Origin of the sequence: Glutamicibacter sp. (genome assembly GCF_035257265.1) — a bacterium.
Lineage (GTDB): Bacteria > Actinomycetota > Actinomycetes > Actinomycetales > Micrococcaceae > Glutamicibacter.
Genome location: NZ_DATEXC010000065.1, coordinates 1 through 26,161 on the forward strand (window position 1 = coordinate 1; position 26,161 = coordinate 26,161).

A 26,161-nucleotide genomic window follows, 5' to 3' on the forward strand; every position below is an offset into this window, starting at 1 on the left:
AGCGTGACGACAACCGTGGTGGCGGCTTCAAGCGTGATGACAACCGAGAAGGTGGTTTCCGCGGTAACCGCGACGAGAACCGTGGCGGCTTCAAGCGTGATGACAACCGTGAAGGTGGTTTCCGCGGTAACCGCGACGAGAACCGTGGCGGATTTAAGCGTGATGACAACCGTGAAGGTGGTTTCCGCGGTAACCGCGATGAGAACCGCGGCGGCTTCAAGCGTGACGACAACCGTGGTGGCGGCTTCAAGCGTGATGACAACCGAGAAGGTGGTTTCCGCGGTAACCGCGACGAGAACCGTGGCGGCTTCAAGCGTGACGACAACCGTGGTGGCGGATTCAAGCGCGACGACAACCGTGAAGGCGGCTTCCGCGGTAACCGCGATGAGAACCGTGGCGGCTTCAAGCGTGACGACAACCGTGGCGGATTCAAGCGCGATGACAACCGTGAAGGTGGCTTCCGCGGTAACCGCGATGACAACCGTGGTGGCGGATTCAAGCGTGATGACAACCGCGGTGAGTTCCGCGGTAATAGCGATCGCCCAGAACGTGGGAACCGTTTCGATGACCGCTCCAACGAAGCACCACGCGCTCACAACCCTGGCGACCTACGCATTTCGAACCGTCCGGACCGTGAACAGTCCCCAGATATCGATGAGGACGTTACCGGAAAGGAATTGGATCGTGTTGCACGCGCCCAGCTGCGGTACCTCGAAGAACGCTCAGCAAGCTGGGTCGCTAAGCACCTGGTCATGGCTGGCCGTCTACTCGAAGACGATCCTGAGCTGGCCTACGAGCACACCATGGCTGCCTCCCGCCGAGGCGGTCGCGTTGCAGTTGTCCGTGAAGCCGTAGGCATTGCTGCTTACCACGCAGGCAAGTATGCCGATTCGTTGCGCGAGCTTCGTACTCACCGACGTATCTCCGGCTCGGACTACAACCTTCCATTGATCGCAGACTCGCTGCGTGGTTTGGGTCGTGCTGAAAAGGCCATTGAGCTTGCACACTCAGATGAGTGCGCAAATTTGGAATCGGCGGTCAAGGTCGAGATGCACATCGTTGCCGCAGGCGCTTACGGCGACTTGGGCAAGCTAGATCTGGCACTTGCTGAGTTGGAATCTCTGGAACAGCTTGACTTCAATCGCGCTTACTCCTTCAGCCCTCGATTGTTCACTGCATATGCTGATCTGCTTGCAGGAGCGGGCCGCACTGAGGATTCCAAGCGTTGGTTCGCTCAGGTTTCTGTCGCTGAGCGTGCACTTGGCATCGAGGCAGAAGCCGATTCCTTCATAATGGACCTAGCTCCAGAGATGGATGAAGAAGACGAACGCCCACGTGCCAAGGATCTTGTTGACGAGAACACTGCTGTGGACTCCGAGGATGACGCTGTTACCGACGTAGCTGACTCGACTGAGGCCGATGTGGCCGACGTCGAGACCGAAGAAATCGGCATCGATGAAGAAGACGCCTTAGTTGAGGTCGATTCAGTTGAGGTTGAATCCGAAACTGTTAACGTCACCGAAGCAGAAGCAGAAGCAGAAGCCGAAGACGAAAACGACTCACAGAAGTAGGAATTAGTACCGAATGCTGATCTCCGGATTTGATTCCGTTCTTTCAGATCTCGATGGTGTCGTCTATGCAGGTCCCAATGGGATCCCAGACGCCGTTGAGTCATTGAACGCACTCGCAGAAGTTAATGTCGCCCTTGCGTTCATAACGAACAATGCGGGACGTTCGCCAATGTCAGTTGCCGCTCATTTGCGTCAGCTGGGTGTGAAAACCGGTGCGGAGCAGGTCTTCGGATCTGCTGATGCCGGCGCCGAGTTATTGGCGCGTGAATTAAATCCGGGCAGCAAGGTACTAGTTGTAGGATCCCCGTACCTACGTGAATGCATTGCGGTGCGGGGACTCGAAGTCGTAGAGTCACATACAGATAAACCCGTGGCGGTTATCCAAGGTTTTGACCCGGCGGTTTCATGGAACGATCTTGCCGAGGCCAGCTATGCCATCAACAACGGAGCACAGTGGGTCGCAACGAACACCGACCTAACCATTCCTCGGGCCGAGGGTATCGCTCCAGGTAACGGATCATTAGTCCAAGCGGTGAAGCTAGCCACCGGGGTAACGCCCCGCGTTGCAGGAAAACCTGAGTCGTTCTTATTTGCTCGCGCAGCGGATCGTTTAGATTCGCGGCGTCCGCTTGTAGTAGGGGATCGTTTGGATACCGATATCCTTGGAGGATATCGAGCCGGCTTTTCAACTGCGCTGGTATTGACGGGTGTGGATTCTCCCCGTAGCGCCCTCGGTGCCCCGGTATCGGAGCGTCCAAACTACCTTATTTCAAGCCTTGCAGACCTTTACCGGCCTTACCCAACAACAAAAGTGCTTGGCTACGGCGTACAAGTCGGAGAGTCAATTGCTAAGGTTGATGGTGAGTCTATAGAGGTCAGCGGCAATGAGTCAGACCTAAACGCATGGCGTGCCGCATGCCACGCTTGGTGGCTTGCTCATTCGCGCCAGCAAGATCATGTTAGTCCCGAAATCCAATTCACCTCGCGCGGATTGGACACCCTGCGACGAGCTCAGAGGTAGCCCACATGAATATGCCAACGCCCGGTCCCAAGCCGGCATCAATGTTGGAAGATGAAGCGCTGGACTATACGCTCTCATCCCTTGCCCAGCAGGACATAACAGAACATTCAGCAGTATACGAGCAGCTACTGGCAACTCTTCAGTCGCAGCTAAACTCAACGGAGTACCGCGCGTGAGCAGGCTTGATCAAGTATTAGTACTTCGGTCGCTAGCTCGTTCGCGGACGGAAGCTGCCAAGCTAATTGACGCAAAACGAGTTCTGCTCAATGGAGTAGTTGCTACCAAAGCTTCGAAGAGTGTCACTGCGGAATCCGAGCTGGAAGTCTTAGCTAGCGAGGGCGAAGAATACGTTTCGCGTGCTGGTCATAAATTGGCTGGTGCGTTAGATGTATTTACGACCATTTCGCCTGAGTCGTTGCGCTGTCTAGACGCCGGCGCCTCTACTGGTGGATTTACAGATGTCCTACTGCGTCGCGGTGCCAAACAGGTGATTGCTGCGGATGTCGGGCACGGACAGCTAGTGAACCAAATTCGTGAAGACTCCCGAGTATCGGTGTTTGAAGGCCTGAATGTTAGGTATATTACTCCCGAGGATATTGGGGGAGAAGTCGATCTGATCGTAGCCGACTTGTCGTTTATTTCATTGCGCTTGGTGATCGATGCTCTGGCAGGTGCGACACGCCCGGGCGGCTCGCTCGTGTTGATGGTAAAGCCACAATTTGAAGTCGGACGTGAACACGTAAATCGAACCGGCGTGGTTTTGTCTCCCGAGCTACGTCGCAGTGCAGTTGAAAGCGTCGTAGCATCAGCGCAGGACGTTGGTTTGCAATTGTGTGGTCTGGCCCGCAGTCCTTTGGCCGGCCAAGATGGAAACGTCGAATTTTTTCTCTGGCTCGGAAAACGTCCCATGAGTAATCAACAATCCGTCGATGAAGCCAAATTGTGGGAAGTAGTTGACTATTCTTAGAAGTGAATTGCTTGAGCGGTGAACTCCTCATCACCAAGCGCATACTTCTAACCCGAGAGGGGCAGCCTGCCTTGCGCCGCATCCTAGTTTTCACACACACGGGTCGCAAAGAAGCGATCACCGCGGCTATTGAAACTTGTGGGTTGCTCAATTCTGCCGGTGTGCGTCCCGTGATGCGCCAGAAAGATCACGAGGCGATACAAGCTGCAAGCACCGAACTCCAGCTGCAAATCGACATTCTTGGTCAAGATTGCACCATTGAGCAGGTGGACTTAGGCGTAGTTCTGGGTGGAGACGGCTCAGTGTTGCGCGCCGCAGAACTAGTGCGTGATGCTTCTTTGCCGTTGGTTGGTGTCAATCTTGGACATGTTGGTTTTCTAGCCGAGGCCGAGAGATATGAATTAGCGGATACAGTACATGCTTTGGTGATTGGTGCTTACACCGTTGAAGAACGGATGGCTATCGAAGTTCAGGTTTGGCGGGACAACGTCTGCCTTGCGGAAACTTGGGCACTTAACGAAGCCGCGGTGGAAAAGGCTAATCGGGAACGCATGATTGAGGTTGTCATCGAAGTTGATGGGCGACCGATATCTACTTTTGGTTGTGACGGCGTCGTCATGGCAACTCCGACAGGGTCCACTGCTTACGCATTTTCTGCTGGCGGCCCCGTAGTTTGGCCCGAAGTGGCGGCACTGATCATGGTTCCCATTAGTGCCCACGCACTATTTGCTAAACCACTGGTAGTTTCGCCGGCCTCGATTATGGCGGTTGAAATCTTAACCCGTTCGGAAGCCGGCGCCGTGCTGTGGTGCGATGGTCGTCGCACAATTGAGCTGCCGCCTGGCGCTCGTATTGAGGTTACCCGGAGCGACAAACCAGTGCTTTTGGCAAGGCTTAATACGACTCCATTCTCGGAGCGACTAGTCAAGAAGTTTGAACTTCCGATTCAGGGTTGGCGTGGCCCGGCGGACGAGGACGAACGCCGACCAGCAACCACTGCTCTGCCGGTCATCGGACCTGGCTTTCAGAGTGTCGAGCCTCATCACAAGGATGAACCTGGGATTCCGTTAGTGGCTCGTGACGAAACAAAGTAAGAAAAAATTTACGACTCACAACACTTATATTCGAACAAACTTACGATTTTACAAGTACTATTAGGACGAGAACTGGAACGAATGCACTAGAACGACCGGGAGCGGGCGATGATTCAAGAAATTTCGATCTCTAACCTTGGCGTGATTACCAAGGCGACCCTGCCGCTTGGGCCGGGGCTGACTGTTGTCACCGGTGAAACCGGTGCGGGTAAAACAATGGTGATCACCGCTCTGTCCTTGCTGCTTGGCCGTCGAGCTGATGCCGGTGCGGTGCGAAACGGTGCCGATCATGCACTAGCCGAAGCTGTAGTGCATCTAGATCCAGACCATCACGCGCTCGAAGCGGCTAGTCATGCAGGGGCGTTTGTTGATGAAGTAGGCGATAAGAGTGAACTATTGCTCACTCGTTCTCTATCCGCTCAAGGCCGCTCCAAAGCGACAGTCGGTGGACGTAGCGCCCCCGTCGGGTTGCTAGCCGAACTTGGGCAGGAACTGGTGGCTGTCCATGGTCAGTCCGATCAGATTCGTCTGAAAGAAGCCGGCGCGCAACGTGATGCACTTGACCGGTTCGCCGGTTCAGGCTTGGCGCGCACGCTCAAGGAGTATCAGCGGACTTACCGGCAGTGGCGTGCGTCAAATAAAGAACTCACGGCACTCAAGCAAGATTCGCGTGATCGGGTTCGTGAAGCTGAAAACCTAAAACTCGCGCTCGACGAAATTGATTCGGCAGAGCCGTTGCCGGGTGAAGACGAGAAATTACGTGAAACGGCGATGAAGCTGGGAAACGTCGAGTCACTGCGAAACGCGAGCCTGCAGGCCAGGGCCATTGTCGATAGTGAAGATTTTGAATCCCCAGGGATTACTACTTTGGCAGAATCTGTTCGCGGGATTTTGGCGCAAGCAAGTGATGATGACCCGGCCCTAGCTGCTTTTGCTGACCGAGCCGCAGAACTTGGCATCCTCGCTTCAGAACTATCGAGCGATATGTCCAGTTACGTCTCGGATCTTGATGAAGAGGGTCCTGAACGTCTGGCTCAGATAGAAGCACGTCGCGCAGATTTGAATAAGCTCATGCGCAAATATGCGCCAAGCATTGATGAAGTTATTTCCTGGGCCGAAGAATCCCGGCAGCGTTTGGAACAGCTTGGTTCGGACGACACCCGGATCGAGGAACTTGAAGACGCTGTGGTCCAGCTGGAGCAGATGGTTGCGGCTCTGGCTACAGATCTTTCTGAGGCCAGACGCAAAGCCGCCACTAAGCTTTCCAAGCGCGTCAGCGCGGAGCTAACCGCATTGGCCATGCCTGATGCGAATCTCTTTGTCGAGATCGGCGATTTGCCGGAGCTCGGTGCATATGGACAAGACCAGATCGAAATGCTCTTAGCGCCCCACGCCGGTGCTGCGCCTCGCCCGCTGGGGAAAGGCGCCAGTGGTGGTGAGCTTTCGCGCGTGATGCTAGCTATCGAGGTAGTCCTCGCAGCGGTAGATCCGGTGCCAACCTTCGTCTTCGATGAAGTGGATTCCGGTGTTGGTGGCAAAGCCGCGGTGAGCATCGGTGAGCGGTTGGCCATGCTTGCCCGGCATGTGCAGGTCATTGTGGTCACACACCTACCCCAAGTGGCGGCGTATGCTGATCGCCATATCCGCGTGATCAAAACCTCAAACGGTAAGTCAGCGGCCGGCGCGGGGTTTACCGCCAGTGACGTAATTACCCTTGATGACAACGAACGTGTCCGCGAGCTGGCCCGGATGTTGGCAGGTCAAGAGGAATCTGACACCGCTCAAGCGCATGCAGAAGAGCTTCTGGCTGATGCGCGGAAGATGGTCGAATCATTGGTGACGAAGAGCGCACGCTAAATGGCAGAGACGGACTTTGGCATCTTCGGCAGGTGTCGTAGAGTTGCAAAGTGGATGGTCGGTATTCGCGAAAGCGAGCAATGGTGATAGGATGAAATCCCGTGGTGCAGCGTAAATTAACTCGTGATTCTCGGTCGTCTGAAACGACAAAACATATCTTCGTCACCGGCGGTGTAGCCTCCTCCCTGGGTAAGGGATTGACGGCATCCAGCCTTGGACACTTACTTCGAGCTCGTGGTCTCTCAGTGACCATGCAGAAGCTCGATCCGTACCTGAACGTCGATCCAGGTACTATGAACCCTTTCCAGCATGGTGAAGTCTTCGTTACTGACGATGGTGCAGAAACCGACCTGGACATTGGACACTACGAGCGCTTCCTGGATGAAAATCTTCCAGGTTCCGCCAACGTGACCACCGGTCAGGTTTATTCAACCGTTCTGGAACGTGAACGTCGCGGTGAATACCTTGGCGATACAGTTCAAGTCATTCCGCACATTACAGACGAAATCAAACGTCGTATGCGTTTGGCTGCTACCGAGCCAGGCGACGGCAAATCGGCCCCTGACGTAATTATCACCGAAATCGGTGGCACCGTCGGCGATATTGAATCCCAGCCATTCCTTGAGGCAGCCCGTCAGGTACGCCAGGATATTGGCCGGAAGAACGCCTTCTTCGTTCACGTTTCCCTCGTTCCATACATTGGTCCAAGCCATGAGCTGAAGACCAAGCCAACTCAGCACTCGGTAGCTGCTCTGCGTTCCATCGGCATTCAGCCGGACGCGTTGGTTATCCGCTCTGATCGTGCAATCCCAGACGAGATGCGTGCAAAGCTCGGACGTACCTGCGACGTGGAAACCGAAGCAGTCATCAGCTGCCCGGATGCCCCGAGCATCTACGAAGTTCCAAAGATCCTTCATGCACAGGGCCTTGATGCTTACATCGTGCAGACCCTAGACATGAAGTTCCGCGACGTGGATTGGGAAGGCTGGGACCGTCTGCTAGACGTCGTCCGCAACCCGAAGCACGAACTGACCGTCGCTCTGGTCGGCAAATACATTGAACTGCCAGATGCTTACCTCTCGGTCACCGAAGCTTTGAAGGCCGGCGGTTTCGCTAACGATTCCAAGGTCAAGATCCGCTGGGTACCATCCGATGATTGCGCTACCGAAGAGGGAGCCCGCAAGGCACTCGACGGTGTAGAAGCAATCTGTGTACCGGGTGGATTCGGCATTCGCGGTCTTGAAGGAAAGCTCGGCGCGCTGCGATTTGCTCGGGAAAACCAGATTCCTACCTTGGGCCTGTGCCTAGGTCTGCAGTCCATGGTGATCGAGTACGCCCGCAATATGGCTGATCTGCCAGAAGCATCCTCCACGGAGTTTGATCCTGAGTCTTCCACCCCAGTCATCGCGACTATGGCCGAACAGCTGGACATTGTTGATGGCAAGGGTGACCTGGGCGGAACCATGCGCTTAGGTTTGTATGACGCGATGCTTCTGCCAGGTTCGGTCTTAGCCGAAACCTATGGCAAGACCGAAGTTGCGGAACGTCACCGTCACCGCTACGAAGTCAACAATGCTTACCGTGCGCAGCTTGAAGAGGCGGGGCTGGTCTTCTCTGGAACTTCCCCAGATGGCAAGCTCGTCGAGTTCGTTGAACTGCCAAAGGACGTACATCCTTACTACGTCTCCACGCAGGCTCACCCAGAACTTTCCAGCCGTCCAACTCGCCCACACCCGCTCTTTGCAGGTCTGGTCGCCGCGGCACTGGCAAAGCGCAACGCCTAAGCAATACCGGTTATAAACCGTCTAAGGTAGTACCTGTTAGGTCATACCAATAGAAGGGCCCGTTCGCGTGGAACCACAACCGATATCCGATGAACTTTCACCTCGAGAGTTGATCGGACGTGAAACCGTATACGAAGGACGCATCTGGAATGTCGTCCACGATACAGTGCAACTTTCGGATGATGGATCCCGCATCGAGCGAGACTACATCGTGCACCCCGGTGCCGTGTCGATCCTCGCCCTCGATGAGCGCGAACGGGTCCTTTTAGTTAACCAATACCGCCACCCTGTCGGGATGCGGCTGTGGGAACTTCCCGCCGGATTGCTCGACGTGGCGGAGGAGCCGCCATTGGAAGGCGCCAAACGAGAGCTCTGGGAGGAAGCGGATCGAACCGCTGAATCCTGGGCCGTTTTGACCGACGTTTTTCTCTCTCCAGGGTCTTCTTCCGAGGCGCTTCGAATATTTTTGGCGCGTGACGTGAGTCTGGCTCCCGAAGAACAGCGTCACGAACGCACCGACGAAGAAGCCGAAATCATCACCCGCTGGGTGCCTCTAGATGAGGCTGTAGCCGCGGTGCTTGACGGCCGAATTCATAACCCCTCGGCGGTAGTAGGGCTCTTGGCGGCCTTCGCTGCACGTGCGAGTAACTATTCCACATTGCGCCCGGCCGATAGCTCATTCGAGGCGCACCCCGGATTGCGCAGGGCATAAAGCGCACCATGAGTTTGCCTGAAGCAACGCCCCAAACGGCGCCTAAAACCGGCAAGTTTGAGTCCGCACTACGCCGCTACCTGCAACACTTGGCGATCGAGCGCGGCCTAGCAAAAAATACCCTAGACTCCTATCGCCGGGATCTGACTCGTTACCAAGAAACCTTGGAAAAACGTGGGATCACCGATCCAGCGTTGATCACTGAAAATGAAGTTAGCGGCTATCTGCAGCAGTTGGCACGTGGCGGTGATGACCAGCAGGTTCTGGGACCCAGATCGATCGCGCGCCATACGGTGGCCATTCGACAGCTACATAAGTATTGGGAGCTAGAGGAGATTTGTGCGCCTAATCCTGCTCGCGAGGTGCAACCACCGACGGTGGGTCAGTCATTGCCTAAAGCGATCAGCATTTCTGCGGTGACTCAGATTCTCGATTCCATCGCGCTGGATACTCCCGCGGGGCTGAGGGATCGGGCGATTCTAGAATTTTTGTACTCGACCGGTGCCCGTATCTCCGAGGTTGTCGGACTGGACGTGGATGATCTGCATTTTGCCGAGGACGCGGTAGTGCGTTTGTTCGGTAAAGGCTCGAAAGAACGAGTAGTGCCGGTCGGTGGTTATGCTCAGCGTGCGGTCAGTGACTATCTGGTGCGGGCCCGTCCGGGACTGGCTACCAAGGGCAAAGGAACCCCCGCCTTGTTCCTGAATCAGCGCGGTGGCAGGCTTTCGCGCCAGTCGGTGTGGCTGATTCTGGCTAAAGCCGCGCAACGCGCGGGGATCGAAGGTGAGGTTTCTCCGCACACGCTTCGGCACTCCTTTGCCACTCATCTTCTAGAGGGCGGAGCAGATGTACGAGTGGTGCAAGAACTCTTGGGTCATTCCTCGGTCACCACCACACAGATTTACACGAAGGTCACCGTCGATTCATTGCGTGAGGCTTACCTCTTTGCGCACCCGAGGGTCAACTAGTAGTGCCGAGACTAATATGATGATTACCCAGCCTCGGCGTCACCCGCAGCCTGTGGTGCTGGTGCTTGTCCTCGGTGGACAGGGCGAGCAGCAAAAGGTTTTGCTTGGACGTAAGCTCACCGGCTTCGGTGCCGGAAATATCGTAGCTCCGGGGGGAAAAGTGGATCCCGGGGAGTCGCCGCTAGACGCCGCGGTGCGCGAACTCTGGGAGGAGACCGCGCTGCGGGTGGATCCGCAAGACATGCAGCATCGGGTCACGGTGTACTTCCGCTTTCCGACCCGACCGCTCTCAGACATGGACTGCGAGGTGTTTCTTGCGCACACCTATGCGGGAGTAGCCACGGCCAGTACGGAATTAGACGCTCAATGGCACTACGCGTCGCGGTTGCCGACGCAGTCGATGTGGCAAGACGCGCAGCATTGGCTGCCGCGCATTATTTCGGGGGAGTGTTTCACTGCGACGGTGATCATGGCACCAGATAATTTGGGTGTGGAACGGGTTGTGTCTAGCGATTGGTAGTGCGGCTTACGGCGGGATCGAGCTCTAGCGAAGCTTTGCCATCCTCATCGTCTGGTTCATAGACCAGCAGATCTCCTGGTTGGCATTTGAGGACCTCGCATAAGGATTCCAGCGTGCTGAAACGCACCGCCTTGGCGCGGCCATTCTTCAGGACCGCAAGGTTGGCTGGGGTAATGCCGATCCGCTCGGCCAGCTCGCCCACCGCCATTTTGCGTCGGGCAAGCATCACGTCAATGTCTACGCGGATGGACATCAGATCACCCCGCCCAACTCGGTGCGCAGCTCGGAGATCTGGGACTCTGTCATCGTCGCTTGTTGCAGCAACTGGCGAAGAACCACCACGATCGTGCAGATGCCGACCATCAAGACTCCCATGCCACCAAAAAGCAAGACTACGCCGGGGGCAATATCCGTGCTTTGAGCAAGTATGGCGGCGAACGCGAAAGTCAGTACGGCGCCCAAGGCTATGGCAATGATAATCGGGGACACATAGCTTAGTGAGACGGCATTGAACACGGTGCCGCGCCTGACCCGTGTGGCTAATTTCCACACGCAATACACGCATGTTTCGATGATCAGCCCGGCGAGCACCAGGTAGCAGAGGAACGCGGTTTCAAGCAGAGAGTCTGATCCGGCGGGGGAATCCGAATTAAGCAGGATCATCGGGACCATTACCAGCTGGACGAAGAGTGTTCCGGCAAGCACAATGCCAAGAATCGTCTTCAGGCTGATGATGCTGAGTTTTCCCATGACGCACACTCCGATCGTTAGTCGAACCTTTTCTATCGTTAAACGATAGCCTATCCGGGGATCAAGCGCCATTGACCGGAAAACAAATCCGCCGGTGGCCGACGCGGATCTGCGTCAGCCACCGGCGGTTGTAGTTCGCGGTTTCTCCTAGAGTGAGCGCTGCTCCGGGCCGTTGTATGCGGACAACGGACGGATCAGTGCGTTTGAGGCGCGCTGCTCGAAGATGTGGGCGGTCCAACCGGTGATGCGTGCCGCGATGAAGATCGGGGTGAACATTTCAGTATCGAAGCCCATTAAGTGATAGGTCGGGCCGGCTGGGTAGTCGAGGTTTGGCTTGATCGCCTTCGCCTCATCCATGGCCGACTCCAAGCCATCGTAGAGTCCGAGCATTTCGGAACGACCGTAATGCTCGATCATCTTATCCAGTGCGGCCTTCATTGTTGGCACTCGCGAATCGCCGTGCTTGTACACACGGTGGCCAAAGCCCATGACCTTCTTCTTCTGCGCCAGCGCATCTTCCATCCAAGCTTTAGCACGGACGGCAGCATCCTTGCGGGATTCGTTCTTGTCGATTCCGATCTCGTCGAAGGTGTGCATCACCGCCTCGTTGGCGCCGCCGTGCAAAGGACCCTTCAAGGCGCCGATGGCGCCGGTGACAGCCGAGTGCAGGTCCGAAAGCGTTGAGGTGATCACGCGTGCGGTGAAGGTTGAGGCGTTGAAGGAGTGCTCCGCATAGAGCACCATCGATACGCGGAACGCATCGACGACCTCTGGGGCGGCCTCTTCGCCGAAGCTCATCCACAAGAAGTTCGACGAGTAGTCCAAATCCTCGCGTGGTGCCACGAGCTCCTGGCCACGGCGGCGGCGCTGATCATAGGCGACGACCGCTGGGAAAGCCGCGAACAGTTCCTTCGCCTTGCGCAGTTCCGCCTCGGGGGAGGAGTTTTCTGCCTCTGCGTGGTTGGCGCCGATCACCGATACAGCAGTGCGTCCAACGTCCATTGGATGGCAGTCGGTAGGCAGCAGGTCAATAGCGGCCTTCACGCGTGGATCGAGTGCACGATTAGCTCGCTCGAAGGCGCTGAATTCGGTTAGTTCCGACTCGCTTGGCAGTTCACCGGTCCACAGCAGCAGCGCGACTTCTTCGAATGACTTGCTTGCCGCGAGATCCTGTACCGGGTAGCCACGATAAAGCAGCGAGTTGGTGTCCGGATTGACCTTAGAGACCGCCGTGTAATCTACGACGACGCCGGCAAGGCCCTTCTTGATGTCCTCAGTGGTGCTCATAAGTGCATCCTCTTCGTTGATGGATCCCCGTACTAGAGGTTCGAATTATTGGTACCGATATCGAGAGTGGGAACTTGGAAGTTGAAGATCCCGGTGTCGAATCGGTTGTACGCCTCATAATCGACTAGCTCATAGAGACGTGACCTGGTTAACATGTTATCTACTTCGCGCTCTTGAGTTCCATCTTCGCTAATTGCGTCGAGCACTCGCTCGGCCGCACCCATGGCACTACGCAGTAAAGTCACCGGGTAGATGATCAGCGCAACACCGGCGTCGGCCAGCTCCTGGCGGTTGAAAAGCTCGGACTTGCCGAACTCGGTCATATTCGCCAAGACCGGTACATCAACCGCATTGCAGATGGCTTCAAATTCCGACACATTCTTCATGGCCTCAGGGAAGATGGAGTCCGCTCCGGCATCAACCATCGCCTTTGCGCGGTCGATCGCAGCATCCAAACCCTCCACCGCACGGATGTCGGTGCGCGCCATGATCAAGAAGTTCTCATCGATGCGTGCATCGGCCGCGGCAGCGATTCGCTTGAGCATGGTGTCGGTATCCACCACGTTCTTGCCATCCAGGTGGCCACAACGCTTCGGATTGAACTGGTCTTCGATATGGCAGCCGGCCAGGCCAGCGTATTCGAGCTCTTGGATAGAGCGGGCCACGTTCATCGGCTCACCAAATCCGGTGTCAGCATCCACGATCGACGGCAGATCGCTCATCCGTGCAATTTGTCCGGCACGCGTGGCCACCTCGGTCAGCGAGGTCAGCCCAATGTCCGGGAGGCCCAGGTCGTTGGCGAGCACTGCACCAGAAATGTAGATTCCGTCGAAATTCTTCTCACTGATCAGCTTCGCCGAAAGTGGGTTGAACGCTCCGGGGAACTGGCGGGCAGCTCCCGGGATGAGCATTTCGCGTAGCGCGGCACGCTTGGCGGCTGCAGTTTTAGTTGAATACAACATCTTAGAACAGGCCCTTCGGTGCGGCCGCGGCGTCGATAACTCCGGCTGCCGCGACGATGTTTAGCTGCTCCAGTTCGCCGGCACCCAGGTTTTCTAAGTTTTCGGCGGCGGCGATGAAACGGTCAATTTCCGCATTGTCGACCAGGCCGGTGGCAAGGCTGCGGAATTTGTTGATGTACTGCTCGCGGGCGAATGGTCGAGCGCCCAGTGGGTGCGCATCGGCCACGGCGATCTGGTCGGTGATCACGGTGCCATCGTTCAGCGTGATTTCCACGCTGCCGCCGAAGGCCTTCTCTGCAATGTCCAGTGAGTGATAGCGGCGGGTCCACTCAGCGTCTTCTTCGGTGGTGACCTTGTGCCATAGCGCCACGGTGTCTTCGCGGCCGGCACGCTCTGGGGAGTAGGAGTCCACGTGGTGCCATGAACCGTCCTGCAGGGCGACGGTGAAGATGTACGGAATTGAGTGGTCAAGGGTCTCGCGTGAAGCGGTTGGATCGTACTTCTGCGGATCGTTTGCGCCGGAACCAATAACGTAGTGAGTGTGGTGGCTGGTTTTGATCAGCACCGACTTCACATTCTTCGGGTCGGTGGCTTCCGGGTGCTCACCGTGTAGCTTGCGAGCCAGGTCGATCCAGGCCTGCGCCTGGTATTCGGCCGAGTGTTCCTTGGTGTAGGTGTCCATGATCGCGCGCTTGGCTTCGCCGGCCTCTGGCAGTGGCACCTCGTAGGCGGCATCCTTGCCGTCGAGCATCCAAGCGATCACGCCATCTTCGCCTTCATAGATTGGCACTGGTGAGGTCTGGCCGCGCATCGCACGGTCAGCTGCTTCAACTGCCATCTTGCCGGCGAAGGCCGGAGCGTGTGCCTTCCAGGTGGAGATTTCGCCCTTACGTGACTGGCGGGTTGCGGTGGTGGTGTGTAGGCCCTGGCCGACAGCCTGGAAGATGGTTTCAACATCCAATCCCAGCAGGGTACCGATGCCGGCCGAAGCTGACGGGCCCAGATGCGCTACGTGGTCAATCTTGTGCTTGTGCAGGCAGATGGCCTTCACCAGGTCAACTTGGATTTCGTAACCGGTGGCGATGCCACGGATCAGATCCTTGCCCGAAGCTCCGGTGTGCTGGGCGACGGCCAAGATGGGTGGGATATTATCGCCTGGGTGCGAGTACTCGGCGGCCAGGAAGGTGTCATGGTAATCGAGCTCTCGCACGGCAACGCCGTTGGCCCAGGCTGCCCACTCGGGGGAGACCTTTTCGGAGATGCCGAAGACGTTCGCGCCCTTGCCACCGGTGGATGGTGCGTGGGCTAGTGCTTGGGAGCGAGCGGCAACGATCGGAGCGCGGTTCAGCGAGGCGATGGCCACCGAAGCGTTGTCGATGATGCGGTTAATGATCATGTCGGTGACCTCAGCGGTCACTTCTACCGGATCGGCTGCAACGGTTGCGATCTTGTGTGCTAGCTGATCCTCGCGGGCGAGGTTTTCTTCGGAGCGGTAAACGCGAACTGGATGATTGATCATGGTGTCCTTTCAGTGGCGACCGCGTGGGTCATGATGTGTTCAAGCGATTGGTGCAGGTGGACCGTGGTGGCCGCGGCGGCGACCTCTGGTTTCCCGCTGGCGATTGCCCGGGCAATCGCCGCATGTTCTCCGGCGGATTCTAATAATCGTTCCGGATTGTCTTTTGCTAGCCGGCGAACGCGCTGCAGGTGAACACGTAGTGTGCGCAGCGCACTTGAGAGGTACGTATTATTCGCTGCCTCGTCGATCATCTCGTCGAGTTCGCTGACCAGCTGGTAGTAGCCTTCGGTGGCGGATGCGGCGCGCAATTGCTGCGCGGCAGTTTCGAAACGCTGGGCCAATAAGGCAAAGTCAGCGCGATGAGCAGAGCGCGCTGCGAGGCGTGCGCTTTCGCATTCCAGCGCTCTGCGCAAAACGAAGAGGTCTTCGACATGCGTGTCAGAAATTTCGGAGACGATCGCACCGCGTCCTCGCTGTTGCACAGCTAATCCATCGGCAACCAGGCGGGCCAAAGCTTCCCGCACCGGGGTGCGCGAAACTCCTAGTCTGGCGGACTGCTCCACCTCGGCGAGTACCGTGCCAGGAGACAACCGCCATTCGACGATGTCGCTGCGCAGGCTCTCGTAGACCTTGTCGCTTGCTTTCATAGTTCGATTGTATACATGAATGGCATGAAAGCGACAGTAAAGTGTAAATTCTTTTGCAATCTTCGCGGAAATGTATACAAATCGCTTGCGCACGTGTGACTGTCCTCATACGCTGGTATATGTAGCAACCGTACAGCCGCCGGGTGATGATGCCCGGCCCCAGGAGGGAAACATGGCACAGGAATACCGCCAGGCCTTTAACCAGGCCGCTACCGATCCGGCCGCGTTCTGGCTCACCGCTGCGCACCAGGTGCAGTGGGACAAGACGCCCACCAAGGCGATCGATGATTCGAAGGTGCCGCTGTACAAATGGTTCCCGGACGGAAAGCTGAACCTATCGGCCAACGCACTGGACCGGCATGTGGCTGCCGGGCGCGGGGATCAGACCGCACTCATTTACGATTCGGCGATGCTCGATAGCAAAACCGAGTACAGCTACAGTGAACTTTTGCGCGAAGTAGAAATCTTTGCCGGTGTTTTGCGCGACCGCGGTGTAAAAACCGGCGACCGTGTCCTGATCTACCTGCCGATGATTCCGCAGGCTGTCATCTCGATGCTCGCCTGTGCGCGCCTCGGCGCAGTGCATTCGGTTGTTTTTGGTGGTTTCGCTCCGAAAGAGCTGGCCGCTCGCATTACCGACTGCGCGCCGGTGGCCATCGTCACCGCCTCGGGCGGTATCGAACCTTCACGTCATATTGAATACCTGCCGGCCGTCGCTGAGGCTTTGGCGCTCGCCGGGAAATCGGTGCGAGATGTCATTGTGAGCCATCGCGACGGGTTTGAACACAGCCCCAGCGATTACCAGGATGCATCTGAGGTCAATTGGCTAGATTGGGATGAGCTAGCCAAAGTGGCCCAGCCATCCGCACCAGTGTCGCTTGACTCCACCCACCCGCTCTACGTGCTCTACACCTCCGGCACCACCGGTTCACCTAAGGGAGTCGTGCGCGATACCGGTGGTTACACCACGGCGCTGCAGTATTCCATGAACGCGATTTACGATGTGCACCCTGGTGACGTCATGTTTACCGCTTCGGATGTGGGTTGGGTCGTGGGCCACTCCTACATCGTGTATGCACCATTGATAGCCGGCGCGACCTCCGTACTCTACGAAGGTAAGCCAATCGGTACGCCGGATGCCGGAGTGTTTGGGCGCATCATCGAAGACCATAAGGTCACCACGATGTTCACCGCACCGACTGCTTTGCGTGCGGTGCGAAAGGCCGACCCGACAGGCGCCCTCATCGCATCCCATGACCTGTCCTCGCTGCGTGCATTATTCGTCGCCGGCGAACGACTTGATCCGGATACCTATCACTTTGCGGTGAACTTGTTGGGCGTCCCGGTGGTGGATAACTGGTGGCAGACCGAGACTGGTTGGCCGATTGCCTCCAACCCGTTAGGGCTGGAAGAACTCACCGCTAAAGCCGGCAGTCCGACCACCCCGGTACCAGGCTTTAACGTGGAGATCCGCGATGCGCTTGGAGACTCGGTGGCCACTGGCGAAGAAGGAAATATCGTCATCAAGCTCCCGTTGCCACCTGGTGCACTGACCACTTTATGGGGCAACGACCAACGTTTCATTGACACTTACCTATCCCAAATTGAGGGGTTCTACCTCACTGGTGACTCCGGTTTCCTCGATGAGGACGGCTACCTGTTCGTGATGGGCCGTACCGACGACGTCATCAACGTTTCCGGGCACCGCCTGTCTACCGGTGCTATGGAACAGGTGCTCGCCAGTCATCCGGCCGTTGCCGAATGCGCCGTCATCGGCATCAATGACGCACTCAAAGGCCAGCGTGCCAGCGGATATGTAGTGCTTAAATCTGGTGTCGATACGGATGAAGAAACTCTGAAGAAGGAGATCGTGGCGCTGGTACGCCAGCACATCGGCCCGGTCGCAGACTTCCGTGAAGTAACAGTGGTGGACGGATTGCCGAAGACCCGTTCGGGGAAGATTCTGCGCAAAACCATGCGGCAGATCGCAGATGGCAAGGAGTACACGGTCCCTTCGACCATCGAAGACCCAGCGGTGCTCGATGCCCTCGCGCGCTACCTGCGGCCGCAAGCCTAACTAGCTACATTAAAATACTTCAGGGCCTGCCCGAACCACAGAAATCGTGGGGGACAGGCCCTGATGTTTTGTCTCGTCTACATAAGTCTGATCGTTATCAGCTCTCGTGAACACGGTGCCCGCGAGATTGTTCGCCGGCCCGATATGAACCTCAAAATTTAAGATTCGTCATTCATTGCTAGCAAACGGAGAGACGGACTATCTGCTGGATTAGTGTCATTTTATCGGTCAGCACCATGCGCGAAACGTCGGACTCGTCCAGCTCACTTGGTCCGCACTCAAGAGATCATATAAAGAGCTGAGAAGTCAGCGTGAATTGTGCTGGTACTCAAATTCAGGACGACCCCGGGTGCCATGGCGTGGCTGCTTCACCGCGGTCTTCACTAAGGCTAAATGCTCCAGATAACGCCGCGCAGTGACTCGCGAAAGTCCAAGTTCTTCACCCAGCTCAGTTGCCGAAATCGCGCGGGTGGGGCTGGCTGCCAAATGGTTCTGGACTTGTTCGAGGGTTTGGCTGATCAGTCCCTTGGGTAAGGACACCGAAGCGCTGGTGGTGCGCAACGCCGAAAAGGCGGTATCCAGGGCGGCCTGCGAGGTGGAGGATCCGGCCGAGCGCATGGTTGCGATAAAGGCGCGGTGGTTTTCAAGTTTTTCGGCGAATACCGCGAAGCTGAATGGCTTGATCAGGTACTGGGTGATGCCGGTGGCCACTGCCGAACGCACCACGGCTAAGTCGCGTACCGCGGTGATGGCAATAATGTCGAGGGTGTATCCGCGACCACGCATGCGGCGGGCCACATCAATTCCATGCAGGTCAGGCAAGGTCATATCGAGCAAGACCAGATCAAAGGGGGCGCCGGCCTCGTGGGCCTCGTTGAGTAATTGCAACGCACTGTGCCCATTGGACGCGATAGCACCGGTATGGAAACCCGGAACACGGTCCACATAGGTGGCGTGCGCGCGGGCGGTCTCCGGTTCGTCGTCAACCACTAGCACCAAGAACTCACCGCTCGTCTCGGCTGGACTCACTCGCTGTCCTCCTCAGGTGGCACCGGCAGGGTGACGGTAAAAATCGCCCCGGCATCATTGTCTATGGTCATTGTTCCATGAAGCCGGGTTACCGCCTGCTGCACCAGAGCGAGCCCGAGACCACGCGGCGCGTTACCCGGTTTGGTGCTCACTCCGAAGCGCAGCAGGTTTTCTAAGAATTCTGGTTCGATACCCGGTCCTGAATCGGCAACGGCGATGTTCACTTCATCGTCCAAGGCATGAACCTCCACCCAGACCGTCGCCTCCTCGGTACCCACCGAAACATCCAGCGCATTATCGAGGAGGTTTCCCACGATGGTCACGATGTCGCTGGCGTGGAAGGTGTCTGGGCGGACCACCCCGGTCGCGCTGATGCTGAGCGTGACGCCGCGCTCGTGCGCTTGCGCGGACTTAGCGACCAGCAAGCTAGAAAGGTACACATCGTCGATATTTCTGACAATCGCATCGGTGAGCGCCTGTGAATTTTGTCGATCATCCACGGCGAAGGCCAACGCCCTCTCTGAGCTGCCGTTTTCGATCAGCGTGGCAATGGTATGCAGGCGATTGGCATGCTCGTGGGTTTGTGCGCGCAATGCAGTGGAGAAGGTTTTCAGGGACTGTACCTCACCGGTGAGCTCTTGTACCTCGGTGAGATCGCGCAGGGTGAGCACCTGCCCGGTAGGCGGTTGCACCCGAAGCCAGCGCAGTGGAAGCCGGTAGCGTCCGGGCAATTGTGTTCCGGTCAGCCGGGCATTGCTTTGCGAGACGGCCAGTACCGAGCTATGACCCAAATGGATCTCGTCGCGGGCCGCTCGTCCACTAGACATCAACTCACGCAGCGTTTCCGGCAAGTTTGCATCCGGAAGATCCAGGCCTTCGTGTGGGGTTTGCGGTGGCAGCTTCAGTAAGCGGGCGGCCTCGGAGTTGTAGAGCACGATCCGGTGTCTGCGATCCAGCAGAATCAATCCCTCACGGACCGAGTGCAGTGCGGAGAAGTAGAACGCGTAGAGCCGGCGAAGTCCGTGCGGCCCGAAACCCAAGGTAGCGCTTTGGATGTACTTTGAAAATGACCAAGAGGTGAACCCGGCCAGCAGCAGCGCGAAAAGCGAGACCAGCAGGATCTGCGGCAGTTCTTCGCGGTACAGCACTTGCAGGCTTTCCAGCGTGATGCCGGTGGCGACCATACCCACCAAGCTTCCGTCCTCGGCGTAGATCGGAGCGATGGTTCGCACCGATCGGCCTAGGGTCCCGACCGCTTGCTCGGAGTACACCTCACCGCGTAGTGCCTGTGCGGTGGATCCGGAATAGGTCTTACCCAGTTGCGCCGGGTCGGGATGGGTTACCCGCAACAGGTCCGGGGTCATGATGGTAATAAAATCAATGGTTTGCGCGTGCGACAAAATGTTCTGGGTGTAAGGCTGCAAGCTGGCGCTGGGGTCAGCTTCCTGGAGTGCGTCTGCCACGAACGGGTCATTGGCCAAGGTGGTGGACACGGTGGCGACGGTTGACTGGCGGACGTCGAGTGCCACCCGGGCCACGTGCTGATAGGAAGCGACGCCAAGCCAGATAACCACCACGATGACCAGCAGCATCTGTGCGGCAAAAATACGGGCGGCAAAGGACCAGCCGTCGCGGGTCAACGGGACCGGCGCGTTGCTTGCGGCTCCATCGTGCAAGTCGCTGGCCATGAACTTGGCTCCTTGATCGAACGTTAAAGTTTGCTGTGTGAACAATATGAACGCAATAGAGAGCTGAATCACTTAGTCGCGCACCATGGAACAAGAACGATCTTACGCGCCAGCCTAACAAAGTGGTTGAGCTGGTCCCTCGGCATAGTAAGGCTGGAATCCCCATGGCTGTCACAGAACAAGTACCGCAGGATCCGGCGTCTCAGACGCCGGTCAAGAAAAAGGACCGCACCCACTGGCTCTACATCATGGTGATCGCCGCGGTAGTCCTTGGCGCTGCGGTAGGGCTGATGGCCCCCGAGGTGGGCAAGGCGCTCAAGCCTCTGGGAACCGGTTTCGTCGCACTGATAAAGATGCTCATCGCTCCGGTGATCTTCTGCACCATCGCACTTGGTGTTGGCTCGATCGCTAAGGCCGCCACGGTGGGCAAGGTGGGCGGTCTGGCGTTGCTTTACTTCATCACCATGTCCACCTTTGCACTGGCCATCGGCCTGCTGGTCGGTAACATCATCCACCCCGGCGCCGGTCTGAAGCTTGAACGATACGAGTCGGGTGCCGCGAGCGGGGAAAACTCCACCGTTGCATTCCTGCTTGACATGATCCCAGGCGACATTCCGGTACTTCCTACCCTGGTACTTGCACTGCTGGTTGGCTTCGCCTTGCAGTCCATGGGCAAGTCAGGTGAACCGGTGCTCAATGGGATCAAGAATATTCAGGCAGTGGTCTTCCGCCTGATGATGATGATCATGTGGGCCGCTCCCATTGGTGCATTCGGCGCTATCGCCGCAGTGGTTGGCGCTACCGGTTGGGCCGCTATTGGTTCGATGGCGATCCTCATGGGTGCCTTCTACGCTACCTGTGCAGTATTCATTGTGGTCATCCTCGGAACCATGCTGCGTCTGGTGACCGGGCTGAACATCTTCGCGCTGCTGAAGTACTTGGCCCGCGAATACCTGCTGATCTTCTCCACCAGCTCTTCCGAGTCGGCTCTGCCACGCCTGATCGCCAAGATGGAACACGTCGGTGTCTCCAAGCCGGTTGTCGGCATCACCGTACCTACCGGTTATTCCTTCAACCTTGACGGTACCGCCATCTACCTGACCATGTCTGCGCTGTTCGTCTCGACCGCGATGGGCATGCCGATGAGCATCGGTGAGCAGATCAGCCTGCTGGTCTTCATGATTATTGCTTCGAAGGGTGCCGCCGGGGTAACCGGTGCCGGACTGGCGACGCTGGCAGCCGGACTGCAGTCGCACCGACCTGAACTGCTCGATGGGATGGGCGTGATTGTGGGTATCGACAAGTTCATGTCTGAGGCACGTGCACTGACTAACTTCACCGGTAACGCCGTGGCCACCTTGCTGATCGGCAAGTGGACCAAGGAGATTGATATGGAACAGGCCCGTGCAGTGCTGGCTGGCGATCGCCCGTTTGATGAGTTGTCCTTGGAGCCAGACGCTCACTAGTCCAGGCTGACACAATAATTCAAAGCCCGCGGTTCCTCCACTGGAGGGGCCGCGGGCTTTTTTGACGTCAGGCTCGTGGAAACCAGCACTTCAGAATACTGCTGCACGCTTTAAGGCAGTGGGACCACTAAGGACCCGGCTAAGACTATCCGGTTCCCGTCGGGGTCTTCGAGCTGGAGGATATGCGCTCCTCCACCTAGTTCCGGACCTTGACGCGCAAGACCCGAGGACAGCAAGCGTGCCGCATCAGATTCGAGGTCGGTGACATCGAGTACGAACGTTGAATCGCCTGCACGCTCGGGTTCGTACCAGACTTGTACGCCGTAGCCATGCCCGAGATGCCACTCGAGCAGACCTGGCATGGGTCGATGATCCGGCGCACGTTCGAATAGGAGGGTGTACCACTGTTCGGCGCGCTGCAGGTCGGAGACCGTGCAATTGGCAAGTATTCCCTTGATCATCTCCGGGTCCTTTCTCGTTGAACTCTGCCTTGAAGAAATTCCAGTCGACCACGGAGACAATGCTGGCGCAAGGGGAATAACTCGTCGGGAAGCTGCTATGTAGCGGGCCAGCTCCCGTCCAGGGGCCGGCCGAGAAACGCGGCGAGCCGATCCAAGGCGGGGGCGCCATCAGCTACGGGCTGCGCTGCGTTGAAGCGTCCTTTTCGAGGTTGATCAGCGAGCTGGCGGCGTACGAAAGTCAAAGACTGCTCGGCCAGATCGTCCAGTGGCTCTAGCCTTCTGCCAGTGGCTTGGGACAGATCCCACGCATGAGCAAGCAGATCGTACATCCGGATGTCGAGGCGCTCCTGACCCGTGGCAGATCCCATCGGGGTTTCGAAGTTGCGCTCAAGAGCCCCGGGACGTTCAAAGGCGCTCAGCAGTGCGGACGCGGAGCTGGAGAAGGCCGAGCCCGGATCATTGCCCAGAACCTGCTGATCGCGAGAAGGCGGCTTCTGGCCAGTGAGCAGGGCGGTAAAAGCAAGGTTCATGCCCACCAAATGGGTCACTACGCCCCGTACGTTCCATTCGGTGCACGGGGTAGGAGCCGAGTACTGTTCGGGGTTCAGCTCGGCTATCAGCGTGCCGGTCACCTTAAGAGCGTGAGATAGCTGATCGGTCGAGCAATGCTGCTGGGTGTTCAAGAGTTCTCCTGTTGAGATCCGAATGCGAAATAACGAGTCCTAGAGCCAGAGCTTGCCTGGTTTCTTTCAATGGCTCCTGGGCAGACTGCCGAAGCGCGGGCCCGCGCCGGTCCTCAGGCATGGGGATTAATGTGCCACCGTCGAGCCAGGCCTTGAGCGATGCCAAAAGGTTCGGCATTTTGGAAGCCAAGCGCGCGGTAATTGCGGAAGAGCCACAAAATGCTGGGCAGGGCGCACGGGTGGTCCTCTCGAATACGGGACCCAGAATCTATCATTACGACGATATCCAGGGCTAGCGGTGAGCGGAAACTGGAGCGAGAGTGAGGCAGGAAATAACGCCCAGCTCCCTTACAACATTTGAGTTAAGGTTCAAGGTAAAGGCTCGCCGTAGAACCGCCCTATACCCAAGAATATTTACGCTGAACCGTTAACCTTAAACTAAGTACATCGTCCGATCCGAACGGGAAGTGTGGTTCACCCATCGTGAACGAACAGCAGGGAAGCAAGCAACGCGGCGCAGGAATGCTCAAGGAACCTCATCCGTTGGGCCCCACAGGTAAACCGCTCACTGAGTTCCCGACCCCGCAGCCCCTGCCATCGCACGGGCCAGCGCGCGTGATCGCGATGGTTAACCAGAAGGGTGGCGTGGGTAAAACCACCTCCACCATCAACCTTGCCGCGGCGCTCGCCGAGTATGGTCGCAAGGTGCTATTGGTTGATTTTGACCCGCAGGGTGCGTTGTCTGCCGGTTTCGGTATGAATCCGCACGAGCTGGATATGACTGTTTACAACGTGCTCATGGATCGTAAAGTTCAGATCACCGATGCGATCCGAACCACCGACGTCGAAAATATCGATCTGTTGCCAGCCAATATCGACCTGTCAGCCGCTGAGGTTCAGCTGGTTAACGAGGTAGCCCGCGAGCAGGCACTGGAACGTGCACTGCGCAACGTGATCGACGACTACGACGTGGTACTTATCGACTGCCAGCCATCGCTGGGCTTGCTGACGGTCAATGCGCTAACCGCCGCACATGGTGTGATTATCCCGCTGACCGCGGAGTTCTTCGCGCTGCGAGCTGTGGCGCTACTGATGGAAACCATTGACAAGGTCAAGGACCGACTGAATCAGGTTTTGGAGGTCGACGGCGTAGTAGCCACCATGTACGACGCTCGAACCCTGCACAGCCGCGAAGTGATGTCCCGTTTAGAGGAAGCCTTCGGGGACAAGCTTTTCGAAACCGTCATCAAGCGAACCATCAAGTTTGCAGATGCCAACGTGGCGGCAGAACCAATTACTACCTACGCCGGTAACCACCCTGGCGCCGAGGCCTACCGCAACCTGGCAAAGGAACTGATCTTCCGCGGTGGCGCCCCGTAATGAGCGCGCAGGCCGCAGAAAAAACCGCCACCGATTCATCCACGGATGAGACGGCTGGCGGTTTTCGCCTTGCACTAGAGAATTTTAACGGCCCCTTCGACGTCTTACTGCACCTGATCACCCAGCGTGAAATGGACATTACTGAGGTGGCCCTAGCTGAGGTCACCGATGAGTTCATCGCGTATTTGAAGGCGCTGCAAGGCACCGGAGATGGGCTGAAGCTGTTGGACGAGACGACCGAATTTCTGGTTGTTGCCTCCACCTTGCTAGACCTTAAAGCATCGCGACTGCTTCCGCGCGGAGAAATGGCCGATGCCGATGACTTCGAACTGCTTGAAGAGCGAGACCTGCTTTTTGCCCGGCTCCTGCAATACAAGGCGTTCAAGCATGCGGCTCAATTTCTGGGCGAGCGATATCACGAGGAATCCTCCCGTCACCCACGTGAGGTTTCGCTGGAACCGCAATTCGCAGCGCTACTTCCGGACCTGATATTCAACATTGGACCGGAGAAATTTGCGCAGCTTGCCGCTTCGGCATTGGCGCCCAAGCCAGAACCGGTCACCGAGGTGGGGCTGGCCCACTTACACGGAGCAAATGTCACCATAGGCGAGGAAGCTGCAACGATGACCGCCATGCTCACCGAGCATGGCACCTTGGATTTTGTTGCGTTGATCGCAGATACCCGTGAGCAGCTGGTCGTTGTGGTGCGTTTTCTGGCATTGTTGGAGATGTTCAGGCAGAAGGTGATCGTGTTTGCACAGCAGAACCCGCTGGGTCGGCTAGAGATTTCTCTGGCAGGCGAGAATGACTTTGACGTGCACGAGGTTCAGGATCAGTACGAGGGGAGCGCAGGTGAGCGGAATCATGAGTGAGATTGCACCCATCGACGAGCTGCCTGGAGGGCTTAAATCGGGTCTCGAAGCGGTGCTGATGGTCGCCGATTCGCCCGTATCTACGGCACGTTTGGCCCAAATCTTCGACCTTCCGATAGCCCGGACCGCGGCCACTTTAGAAGAACTCGCGACCGAGTATGATGGTAAAGATCGTCCGCGCGGATTTGAACTGCGTCATGTCGCCTCTGGCTGGCGCTTTTACACGCGGACCGATTACGCCGATTTCGTCTCCAGTTATGTACTCGACGGGCAAACAGCACGCCTTTCACAGGCCGCCCTAGAAACTCTGGCTGTCATCGCTTACCGACAGCCGGTCTCGCGTGGACGTATTTCGGCGATTCGAGGTGTCAACGTCGATTCTGTAGTGCGCACACTACTGACTCGGGGGTTGATCACGGAACACCCGGAGATTGGCGACGGCGGAGCGACGCTGTACCAAACAACCGAGTATTTCTTGGAACGACTGGGATTGAGTGCGTTGGAAGATCTTCCGGCGCTTTCTCCTTATCTTCCCGGGGTAGCCGACCTTGAATCGCTCGATTCGGCAACCTACGACGACTAGGCATCCGCGTATGAAACGGATGTCGACCGGACACCAGATGCGTTCCGCTTTTTAAGCGGTGCGCCCGCGATACGTAACAGACAAAGGAATTACGAACCATGAACAAGGGTTCCTCGGCACCGCGCAACTCGCGTGGCCCCAAGAGCTTCGGCGGCAAATCCGCTGGCAACAAGTCCTACGGTGATAAGCCTTACGGCAATCGTTCCGAGGGTGGCAAGTCCTACGGTGATAAGCCTTACGGCAATCGTTCCGAGGGTGGCAAG

24 protein-coding genes are annotated in these 26,161 nt (G+C 57.2%); 14 read left to right on the top strand and 10 right to left on the bottom strand.

All coding sequences use genetic code 11. From position 1 onward, the window contains the following. The 9 genes from VJ369_RS17230 to VJ369_RS17270 all read left to right on the top strand — a co-directional run. Positions 1-1,571 (top strand): hypothetical protein (locus tag VJ369_RS17230; protein WP_324093223.1); only part of this gene is annotated, 1,571 nt, incomplete at its 5' end. A 13-nt stretch (positions 1,572-1,584) separates the two neighbouring features. Then, on the top strand, positions 1,585-2,592 hold the full coding sequence (locus VJ369_RS17235; protein WP_324093224.1) for an HAD-IIA family hydrolase: 1,008 nt from the start codon (positions 1,585-1,587) through the stop codon (positions 2,590-2,592). 172 nt (positions 2,593-2,764) lie between these two features. Continuing rightward, positions 2,765-3,559, top strand: coding sequence for a TlyA family RNA methyltransferase (locus VJ369_RS17240; RefSeq protein ID WP_324093225.1), 795 nt, complete (start codon positions 2,765-2,767; stop codon positions 3,557-3,559). A 71-nt stretch (positions 3,560-3,630) separates the two neighbouring features. Beyond that, a complete protein-coding gene (locus tag VJ369_RS17245; protein ID WP_324093245.1) occupies positions 3,631-4,653 on the top strand; it encodes an NAD kinase in 1,023 nt (340 codons plus the stop codon). A 108-nt stretch (positions 4,654-4,761) separates the two neighbouring features. Further along, positions 4,762-6,510 carry a DNA repair protein RecN gene (recN, locus tag VJ369_RS17250; protein ID WP_324093226.1) on the top strand — a complete coding sequence of 583 codons (1,749 nt, stop codon included), beginning with the start codon at positions 4,762-4,764 and terminating at the stop codon, positions 6,508-6,510. Between the two features lie 101 nt (positions 6,511-6,611). Then, entirely contained in the window at positions 6,612-8,294 is a 1,683-nt protein-coding gene (locus tag VJ369_RS17255) for a CTP synthase (RefSeq protein WP_324093227.1), read from the top strand. A 67-nt stretch (positions 8,295-8,361) separates the two neighbouring features. Continuing rightward, positions 8,362-9,006 carry an NUDIX hydrolase gene (locus VJ369_RS17260; RefSeq protein ID WP_324093228.1) on the top strand — a complete coding sequence of 215 codons (645 nt, stop codon included), beginning with the start codon at positions 8,362-8,364 and terminating at the stop codon, positions 9,004-9,006. An 8-nt stretch (positions 9,007-9,014) separates the two neighbouring features. Further along, positions 9,015-9,974 carry a site-specific tyrosine recombinase XerD gene (gene xerD, locus VJ369_RS17265; RefSeq protein WP_324093229.1) on the top strand — a complete coding sequence of 320 codons (960 nt, stop codon included), beginning with the start codon at positions 9,015-9,017 and terminating at the stop codon, positions 9,972-9,974. A gap of 19 nt (positions 9,975-9,993) precedes the next feature. Next, complete coding sequence (locus VJ369_RS17270; RefSeq protein ID WP_324093230.1) at positions 9,994-10,494, top strand: 8-oxo-dGTP diphosphatase; 501 nt, start codon at positions 9,994-9,996, stop codon at positions 10,492-10,494. Here VJ369_RS17270 and VJ369_RS17275 read toward each other — a convergent pair. From VJ369_RS17275 to VJ369_RS17300, 6 genes are all read right to left on the bottom strand, one after another. Continuing rightward, positions 10,481-10,747, bottom strand: a complete 267-nt coding sequence (locus VJ369_RS17275) for a helix-turn-helix transcriptional regulator (protein ID WP_324093231.1) — start codon at positions 10,745-10,747, stop codon at positions 10,481-10,483. The two genes, VJ369_RS17270 and VJ369_RS17275, sit on opposite strands and share 14 nt — an antisense overlap. Continuing rightward, positions 10,747-11,244, bottom strand: a complete 498-nt coding sequence (locus VJ369_RS17280; protein ID WP_324093232.1) for a DUF2975 domain-containing protein — start codon at positions 11,242-11,244, stop codon at positions 10,747-10,749. Before VJ369_RS17280 ends, VJ369_RS17275 begins: the two co-directional genes overlap by 1 nt. 147 nt (positions 11,245-11,391) lie before the next feature. Continuing rightward, positions 11,392-12,531 carry a bifunctional 2-methylcitrate synthase/citrate synthase gene (locus tag VJ369_RS17285; protein ID WP_324093233.1) on the bottom strand — a complete coding sequence of 380 codons (1,140 nt, stop codon included), beginning with the start codon at positions 12,529-12,531 and terminating at the stop codon, positions 11,392-11,394. Between the two features lie 32 nt (positions 12,532-12,563). Further along, positions 12,564-13,493 carry a methylisocitrate lyase gene (gene prpB / locus VJ369_RS17290; RefSeq protein WP_324093234.1) on the bottom strand — a complete coding sequence of 310 codons (930 nt, stop codon included), beginning with the start codon at positions 13,491-13,493 and terminating at the stop codon, positions 12,564-12,566. A 1-nt stretch (position 13,494) separates the two neighbouring features. Beyond that, entirely contained in the window at positions 13,495-15,012 is a 1,518-nt protein-coding gene (locus VJ369_RS17295; RefSeq protein ID WP_324093235.1) for an MmgE/PrpD family protein, read from the bottom strand. After that, positions 15,009-15,659 (bottom strand): GntR family transcriptional regulator, encoded by a 651-nt coding sequence (locus VJ369_RS17300; protein WP_324093236.1) that lies wholly within the window; start codon positions 15,657-15,659, stop codon positions 15,009-15,011. The genes VJ369_RS17295 and VJ369_RS17300 overlap by 4 nt, the downstream gene beginning before the upstream one ends. Before the next feature lie 172 nt (positions 15,660-15,831). Between VJ369_RS17300 and VJ369_RS17305 the strand changes: the two genes are divergently transcribed. After that, the gene (locus VJ369_RS17305; RefSeq protein WP_324093237.1) at positions 15,832-17,736 is read left to right on the top strand and encodes an acetate--CoA ligase; all 1,905 of its coding nucleotides are present in this window, start codon (positions 15,832-15,834) and stop codon (positions 17,734-17,736) included. Positions 17,737-18,042: 306 nt separating this feature from the next. Here the strand turns inward: VJ369_RS17305 and VJ369_RS17310 are convergent, their stop codons facing one another. Continuing rightward, complete coding sequence (locus tag VJ369_RS17310) at positions 18,043-18,765, bottom strand: response regulator (RefSeq protein ID WP_324093238.1); 723 nt, start codon at positions 18,763-18,765, stop codon at positions 18,043-18,045. Beyond that, positions 18,762-20,453: a sensor histidine kinase gene (locus VJ369_RS17315; RefSeq protein ID WP_324093239.1), complete on the bottom strand. Its 1,692-nt coding sequence runs from the start codon at positions 20,451-20,453 to the stop codon at positions 18,762-18,764. Before VJ369_RS17315 ends, VJ369_RS17310 begins: the two co-directional genes overlap by 4 nt. Positions 20,454-20,617: 164 nt before the next feature. On the opposite strand from VJ369_RS17315, the gene VJ369_RS17320 reads away from it, so the two are divergent. Further along, positions 20,618-21,919, top strand: a complete 1,302-nt coding sequence (locus VJ369_RS17320; RefSeq protein ID WP_324093240.1) for a cation:dicarboxylate symporter family transporter — start codon at positions 20,618-20,620, stop codon at positions 21,917-21,919. A 110-nt stretch (positions 21,920-22,029) separates the two neighbouring features. Here VJ369_RS17320 and VJ369_RS17325 read toward each other — a convergent pair whose 3' ends face one another. After that, positions 22,030-22,380: a VOC family protein gene (locus tag VJ369_RS17325; protein ID WP_324093241.1), complete on the bottom strand. Its 351-nt coding sequence runs from the start codon at positions 22,378-22,380 to the stop codon at positions 22,030-22,032. A 95-nt stretch (positions 22,381-22,475) separates the two neighbouring features. Beyond that, positions 22,476-23,063, bottom strand: a complete 588-nt coding sequence (locus VJ369_RS17330; protein WP_324093242.1) for a TIGR03086 family metal-binding protein — start codon at positions 23,061-23,063, stop codon at positions 22,476-22,478. A 522-nt stretch (positions 23,064-23,585) separates the two neighbouring features. Here VJ369_RS17330 and VJ369_RS17335 point away from each other — a divergent pair. From VJ369_RS17335 to scpB, 3 genes are read left to right on the top strand one after another with little or no spacing between them, the layout of a single operon-like run. After that, positions 23,586-24,443 carry a ParA family protein gene (locus VJ369_RS17335; protein WP_324093246.1) on the top strand — a complete coding sequence of 286 codons (858 nt, stop codon included), beginning with the start codon at positions 23,586-23,588 and terminating at the stop codon, positions 24,441-24,443. After that, on the top strand, positions 24,443-25,315 hold the full coding sequence (locus tag VJ369_RS17340; RefSeq protein ID WP_324093243.1) for a segregation and condensation protein A: 873 nt from the start codon (positions 24,443-24,445) through the stop codon (positions 25,313-25,315). Before VJ369_RS17335 ends, VJ369_RS17340 begins: the two co-directional genes overlap by 1 nt. Beyond that, positions 25,308-25,898: an SMC-Scp complex subunit ScpB gene (gene scpB / locus VJ369_RS17345; protein ID WP_324093244.1), complete on the top strand. Its 591-nt coding sequence runs from the start codon at positions 25,308-25,310 to the stop codon at positions 25,896-25,898. The genes VJ369_RS17340 and scpB overlap by 8 nt, the downstream gene beginning before the upstream one ends. Positions 25,899-26,161: the final 263 nt, after the last annotated feature.

Excerpts from the sequence above, each read along its gene's own strand:
- VJ369_RS17305 (WP_324093237.1), top strand. The coding sequence starts at position 15,832 with ATGGCACAGGAATACCGCCAGGCCTTTAACCAGGCCGCTACCGATCCG.
- recN (WP_324093226.1), top strand. The coding sequence starts at position 4,762 with ATGATTCAAGAAATTTCGATCTCTAACCTTGGCGTGATTACCAAGGCG.
- VJ369_RS17280 (WP_324093232.1), bottom strand. The coding sequence starts at position 11,244 with ATGGGAAAACTCAGCATCATCAGCCTGAAGACGATTCTTGGCATTGTG.
- VJ369_RS17300 (WP_324093236.1), bottom strand. The coding sequence starts at position 15,659 with ATGAAAGCAAGCGACAAGGTCTACGAGAGCCTGCGCAGCGACATCGTC.
- VJ369_RS17320 (WP_324093240.1), top strand. The coding sequence starts at position 20,618 with ATGGCTGTCACAGAACAAGTACCGCAGGATCCGGCGTCTCAGACGCCG.
- VJ369_RS17325 (WP_324093241.1), bottom strand. The coding sequence starts at position 22,380 with ATGATCAAGGGAATACTTGCCAATTGCACGGTCTCCGACCTGCAGCGC.
- VJ369_RS17285 (WP_324093233.1), bottom strand. The coding sequence starts at position 12,531 with ATGAGCACCACTGAGGACATCAAGAAGGGCCTTGCCGGCGTCGTCGTA.
- VJ369_RS17335 (WP_324093246.1), top strand. The coding sequence starts at position 23,586 with ATGCTCAAGGAACCTCATCCGTTGGGCCCCACAGGTAAACCGCTCACT.
- xerD (WP_324093229.1), top strand. The coding sequence starts at position 9,015 with ATGAGTTTGCCTGAAGCAACGCCCCAAACGGCGCCTAAAACCGGCAAG.
- VJ369_RS17315 (WP_324093239.1), bottom strand. The coding sequence starts at position 20,453 with ATGGCCAGCGACTTGCACGATGGAGCCGCAAGCAACGCGCCGGTCCCG.
- VJ369_RS17235 (WP_324093224.1), top strand. The coding sequence starts at position 1,585 with ATGCTGATCTCCGGATTTGATTCCGTTCTTTCAGATCTCGATGGTGTC.
- prpB (WP_324093234.1), bottom strand. The coding sequence starts at position 13,493 with ATGTTGTATTCAACTAAAACTGCAGCCGCCAAGCGTGCCGCGCTACGC.
- VJ369_RS17275 (WP_324093231.1), bottom strand. The coding sequence starts at position 10,747 with ATGTCCATCCGCGTAGACATTGACGTGATGCTTGCCCGACGCAAAATG.
- scpB (WP_324093244.1), top strand. The coding sequence starts at position 25,308 with ATGAGTGAGATTGCACCCATCGACGAGCTGCCTGGAGGGCTTAAATCG.
- VJ369_RS17270 (WP_324093230.1), top strand. The coding sequence starts at position 9,994 with ATGATTACCCAGCCTCGGCGTCACCCGCAGCCTGTGGTGCTGGTGCTT.
- VJ369_RS17295 (WP_324093235.1), bottom strand. The coding sequence starts at position 15,012 with ATGATCAATCATCCAGTTCGCGTTTACCGCTCCGAAGAAAACCTCGCC.
- VJ369_RS17340 (WP_324093243.1), top strand. The coding sequence starts at position 24,443 with ATGAGCGCGCAGGCCGCAGAAAAAACCGCCACCGATTCATCCACGGAT.